Below are 4,489 nucleotides of genomic sequence, written 5' to 3' on the forward strand. Positions count from 1 at the left end.
TATTGCCCTTGAGCTTGCCGGGCATTTGAGCTCAGAGGCGCCTGAAAGCAGATGACGGGGGGGATGGGCTTGGGCATACTGGCCAGCCCTTTTTCATCCCCCTCTTTTTCAGGAGTCGCCCCATGTTCAAGGTCAACGAGTACTTCGATGGTACCGTCAAGTCGATCGCCTTCGAAGGCACTGAAGGCCCGGCCACCGTCGGCGTCATGGCTCCGGGCGAATACGAGTTCGGCACTGCCAAGCGCGAAATCATGCATGTGGTTTCCGGCGCGCTGACCGTCAAGCTGCCGGGCAGCGACAACTGGGAAACCTTCAACGCCGGCGACAAATTCAATGTGGCCGCCGACAGCAAGTTCCAGCTGAAAGTGGCGGTGGACACTGCCTACCTGTGCGAGTACCGCGACTGATCTGTTGCTGCACACACGGTCGCTTGTAGGAGCGGCCTTGTGTCGCGAAAGGGCTGCGAAGCGGCCCCAGGATTCAGCAGCGCAACAACAATTGCTGGGTCTGCTTCGCAGCCCTTTCCGACCGGTCCGGCGCCCCGGCAAGGCCGCTCAGGTAGTCAGCCTCTGAGGAACCCCGCAACCTTCTCAGCCGCCGCCTGCAAATGCTGCTCATGGCTGAACCCCGAAGCCTTCAGCGGTTTCAGATCATGATCGCCTGCCACCAGCCAGCTCACCTCGATCGACGGTGACAGCGCATACCCCTGCACGGCCTCACGATTACCCAGCGCATCCCGCTCGCCCTGCACGATCAACGTCGGTGTCTGCAAGCCCGCCAAATGCTCGACCCGTGGTTTTTCCGGTTTGCCCACGGCATAGAACGGATAGCCCAGGCACACCAGCGCATCAGCACCCAACTCGTCGGCCAGCAGGCTGGCCATGCGCCCGCCCATGGACTTGCCACCAATCGCCAGCTTGCCCGCGACCAAAGGTCGCACCTGCCGGTACACCTCGCGCCAGCATTCGAGCAGCACCTTCTGTGGATTGGGTGGCCGCTTGCCACCCCCAACCCTGCGCTCGGCCATGTAGGGGAACTCGAAGCGAACCACCCCTACGCCAAGCGCCGCCAGCCTTTGCGCCATTTCATCCATGAACCCGCTGTCCATCGGCGCGCCAGCGCCATGGGCCAGGATCAGGCACGCCGCAGCATGGCCATCTTGCTGATTCTGCGCCGGATTGCAGTGCAAGCCTGGGACATTTGCGATCTTCGCCCATTGATCCCCGTCAATACCGGCACATTGCCCATTAATCATGCTTGCCTCGCTGTAAAGCCTGCCAATAACCGTGGATGGGAACCCATACATGAACACAACCAGCAGTACCGCCTATAACTACAAGGTGGTCCGCCAATTCGCCATCATGACGGTGGTGTGGGGAATCGTCGGGATGGGGCTCGGCGTCTTCATCGCCGCCCAGCTCGCCTGGCCTTCCCTGAACTTCGACCTACCCTGGACCAGCTTCGGCCGCCTGCGCCCACTGCATACCAATGCGGTGATCTTCGCGTTCGGCGGCTGTGCACTGTTCGCCACCTCCTATTATTCGGTGCAACGCACCTGCCAGACCACCCTCTTCGCACCAGGGCTGGCCGCGTTCACTTTCTGGGGCTGGCAACTGGTCATCCTGCTGGCGGCCATTACCTTGCCGCTGGGTTACACCAGCTCCAAGGAATACGCCGAGCTGGAATGGCCGATCGACATCCTGATCACCATCGTCTGGGTCTGCTACGCCATCGTGTTCTTCGGCACTTTGATCAAGCGCACCACCAAGCATATCTATGTCGGCAACTGGTTCTTCGGTGCCTTCATCCTGACCGTGGCCATGCTGCACATCATCAACAACCTCGAACTGCCGGTCAGCCTGACCAAGTCGTACTCGGTCTACGCCGGGGCCACCGACGCCATGGTGCAGTGGTGGTACGGCCACAACGCCGTGGGCTTCTTCCTCACTGCAGGCTTCCTGGGGATGATGTACTACTACGTGCCCAAGCAGGCCGAACGCCCGGTGTATTCCTATCGCCTGTCGATCGTCCACTTCTGGGCGCTGATCACCCTGTACATCTGGGCCGGCCCCCACCACCTGCACTACACCGCGCTGCCCGACTGGGCGCAGTCGCTGGGCATGGTGATGTCGCTGATCCTGCTGGCCCCCAGCTGGGGCGGCATGATCAACGGCATGATGACCCTCTCCGGTGCCTGGCACAAACTGCGCAGCGACCCGATCCTGCGCTTTCTCGTGGTATCGCTGGCGTTCTACGGCATGTCCACCTTCGAAGGCCCGATGATGGCCATCAAGACGGTCAACGCCCTGTCCCACTACACCGACTGGACCATCGGCCACGTGCATGCCGGCGCCCTCGGCTGGGTGGCGATGATCTCCATCGGCGCGCTGTACCACACCATTCCGCAAGTGTTCGGCAAGGCACGCATGTACAGCATCGGCCTGATCAACGCGCACTTCTGGCTGGCGACCATCGGCACCGTGCTGTACATCGCCTCGATGTGGGTCAACGGCATCGCCCAGGGCCTGATGTGGCGCGCGGTGAACAGCGACGGCACGCTCACCTACTCGTTCGTGGAAACCCTGGTGGCCAGCCACCCGGGCTTCATCGTGCGTTTCGTCGGTGGCGCGATCTTCCTCAGTGGCATGTTCCTGATGGCCTGGAACACTTGGCGCACCGTACGTGCACCGGCCACCGAGGCCGCCCCTGCCAACGCCCAGCTGGCCTGAGGAGACCTGCCTGATGAAACATGAAGTCATCGAAAAAAACGTCGGCCTGCTGGCCCTGTTGATGGTGTTCGCCGTCAGCATCGGCGGCCTGACCCAGATCGTCCCGCTGTTCTTCCAGGACGTCACCAACAAGCCGGTCGAAGGCATGAAGCCTTACACCGCGCTGCAGCTTGAAGGCCGCGATATCTATATCCGCGAAGGTTGCGTGGGCTGCCACTCGCAGATGATCCGCCCGTTCCGCGCCGAGACCGAACGCTACGGCCACTACTCGGTGGCCGGTGAAAGTGTGTGGGACCACCCGTTCCTGTGGGGCTCCAAGCGTACCGGCCCGGACCTGGCCCGGGTCGGCGGGCGCTACTCCGACGACTGGCACCGCGCGCACCTGTACAACCCGCGCAACGTGGTACCGGAGTCGAAGATGCCGTCCTACCCATGGCTCGTCGCCCAGCAGGTCGACAACAGCCACACCGACACCAAGATGCGCACCCTGCGCACCCTGGGGGTGCCGTACACCGACGAGGACATTGCCGGTGCGCGTGATGCGGTCAAGGGCAAGACCGAGATGGACGCCCTGGTCGCCTACCTGCAGGTGCTCGGCACCGCGATCAAGAACAAGAGGTGAGTGCGATGGAAATGGATATCGGCATGATCCGCGGCGTGGGCACCCTGGTGGTGATGATTGCCTTCATCGGCCTCTCGCTGTGGGTGTTCAACCGCCGCCGCGACCATGATTTCGCCGAAGCGCGCCTGCTGCCCTTCGTCGACGACCGCCTGCCCCCTGCCGGGCAGGACACTGGCATGAGGAGTAATCCCCAATGACTACCTTCTGGAGTACGTACATCTGCGTACTGACCATCGGCAGCCTGATCGGCCTGACCTGGCTGCTGCTGTCGACCCGCAAGGGCCAGAGCAGCAACACCACCGACCAGACCATGGGGCACAGCTTCGACGGCATCGAGGAGTATGACAATCCGCTGCCCAAGTGGTGGTTCTGGCTGTTCGTCGGCACCCTGGTGTTCGCGGTGGGCTACCTGATCCTCTACCCGGGCCTGGGCAACTGGAAGGGCGTCCTGCCCGGCTACGAGAATGGTTGGACCGGCGCGAACGAATGGCAGAAGGAAATGGACAAGGCCGACGCCAGGTTCGGCCCGATCTTCGCCAAATACGCGGCCATGCCGGTCGAGGAAGTGGCCAAGGACCCGCAGGCATTGAAGATGGGCGGCCGCCTGTTCGCCTCCAACTGCTCGGTGTGCCACGGCTCGGACGCCAAAGGCGCCTATGGTTTCCCCAACCTGACCGACAACGACTGGCGCTGGGGCGGCGAGCCCGAAACCATCAAGGCGTCGATCATGAATGGCCGCCACGGCGTGATGCCCGCCTGGGCTGAGGTGATCGGCGAACAGGGCGTGGCGGATGTAGCCGCCTACGTGCTGAGCAACCTCGATGGCCGCAGCCTGCCGGAAGGCGCCAAGGCTGATGTGGCCAAGGGCAAGGAGATCTTCGCCGGCAACTGCGTGGCCTGCCACGGGCCCGAGGGCAATGGCACCCCAGCCATGGGCGCACCTAACCTGAACCATCCGCAGGCGTTCATCTACGGTTCGAGCTTTGCCCAACTGCAGCAGACCATTCGCTATGGCCGCCAGGGGCAAATGCCGGCCCAGGTGGACATCCAGGGCAATGACAAGGTGCATTTGCTGGCGGCTTATGTGTACAGCCTTTCGCAGGGTGATATGCCTGCAACCGTGACCGCCAAGTAACAC

Annotated in this window: 6 protein-coding genes; 5 read left to right on the forward strand and 1 reads right to left on the reverse strand. The window is 62.6% G+C overall.

Annotated elements, in window-relative coordinates; all coding sequences use genetic code 11:
• Positions 1 to 122 precede the first annotated feature (122 nt).
• On the forward strand, positions 123 to 407 hold the full coding sequence (locus BLX42_RS25940; protein ID WP_012315400.1) for a pyrimidine/purine nucleoside phosphorylase: 285 nt from the start codon (positions 123 to 125) through the stop codon (positions 405 to 407).
• A gap of 155 nt (positions 408 to 562) precedes the next feature.
• On the opposite strand, the gene BLX42_RS25945 is transcribed toward BLX42_RS25940, so the two are convergent.
• Positions 563 to 1,255 carry an alpha/beta family hydrolase gene (locus BLX42_RS25945; protein ID WP_256345892.1) on the reverse strand — a complete coding sequence of 231 codons (693 nt, stop codon included), beginning with the start codon at positions 1,253 to 1,255 and terminating at the stop codon, positions 563 to 565.
• Between the two features lie 49 nt (positions 1,256 to 1,304).
• On the opposite strand from BLX42_RS25945, the gene ccoN reads away from it, so the two are divergent.
• Genes ccoN through ccoP form a run of 4 tightly spaced genes read left to right on the forward strand, consistent with a single transcriptional unit; the run spans position 1,305 to position 4,486 of the window.
• Positions 1,305 to 2,729: a cytochrome-c oxidase, cbb3-type subunit I gene (gene ccoN, locus BLX42_RS25950; RefSeq protein WP_012315402.1), complete on the forward strand. Its 1,425-nt coding sequence runs from the start codon at positions 1,305 to 1,307 to the stop codon at positions 2,727 to 2,729.
• A 13-nt stretch (positions 2,730 to 2,742) separates the two neighbouring features.
• Positions 2,743 to 3,351 (forward strand): cytochrome-c oxidase, cbb3-type subunit II, encoded by a 609-nt coding sequence (ccoO, locus tag BLX42_RS25955; RefSeq protein WP_023381403.1) that lies wholly within the window; start codon positions 2,743 to 2,745, stop codon positions 3,349 to 3,351.
• A 5-nt stretch (positions 3,352 to 3,356) separates the two neighbouring features.
• A complete protein-coding gene (locus BLX42_RS25960) occupies positions 3,357 to 3,548 on the forward strand; it encodes a CcoQ/FixQ family Cbb3-type cytochrome c oxidase assembly chaperone (protein WP_012315404.1) in 192 nt (63 codons plus the stop codon).
• Entirely contained in the window at positions 3,545 to 4,486 is a 942-nt protein-coding gene (ccoP, locus tag BLX42_RS25965; protein ID WP_046785291.1) for a cytochrome-c oxidase, cbb3-type subunit III, read from the forward strand. The genes BLX42_RS25960 and ccoP overlap by 4 nt, the downstream gene beginning before the upstream one ends.
• Positions 4,487 to 4,489 lie beyond the last annotated feature (3 nt).

The sequence above is a fragment of the Pseudomonas sp. SG-MS2 genome (genome assembly GCF_009933855.1).
Lineage (GTDB): Bacteria > Pseudomonadota > Gammaproteobacteria > Pseudomonadales > Pseudomonadaceae > Aquipseudomonas > Aquipseudomonas putida_E.

Coding starts and splice junctions, on each gene's coding strand:
- BLX42_RS25960 (WP_012315404.1), top strand. CDS start 3,357: ATGGAAATGGATATCGGCATGATCCGCGGCGTGGGCACCCTGGTGGTG.
- BLX42_RS25945 (WP_256345892.1), bottom strand. CDS start 1,255: ATGATTAATGGGCAATGTGCCGGTATTGACGGGGATCAATGGGCGAAG.
- ccoN (WP_012315402.1), top strand. CDS start 1,305: ATGAACACAACCAGCAGTACCGCCTATAACTACAAGGTGGTCCGCCAA.
- ccoP (WP_046785291.1), top strand. CDS start 3,545: ATGACTACCTTCTGGAGTACGTACATCTGCGTACTGACCATCGGCAGC.
- BLX42_RS25940 (WP_012315400.1), top strand. CDS start 123: ATGTTCAAGGTCAACGAGTACTTCGATGGTACCGTCAAGTCGATCGCC.
- ccoO (WP_023381403.1), top strand. CDS start 2,743: ATGAAACATGAAGTCATCGAAAAAAACGTCGGCCTGCTGGCCCTGTTG.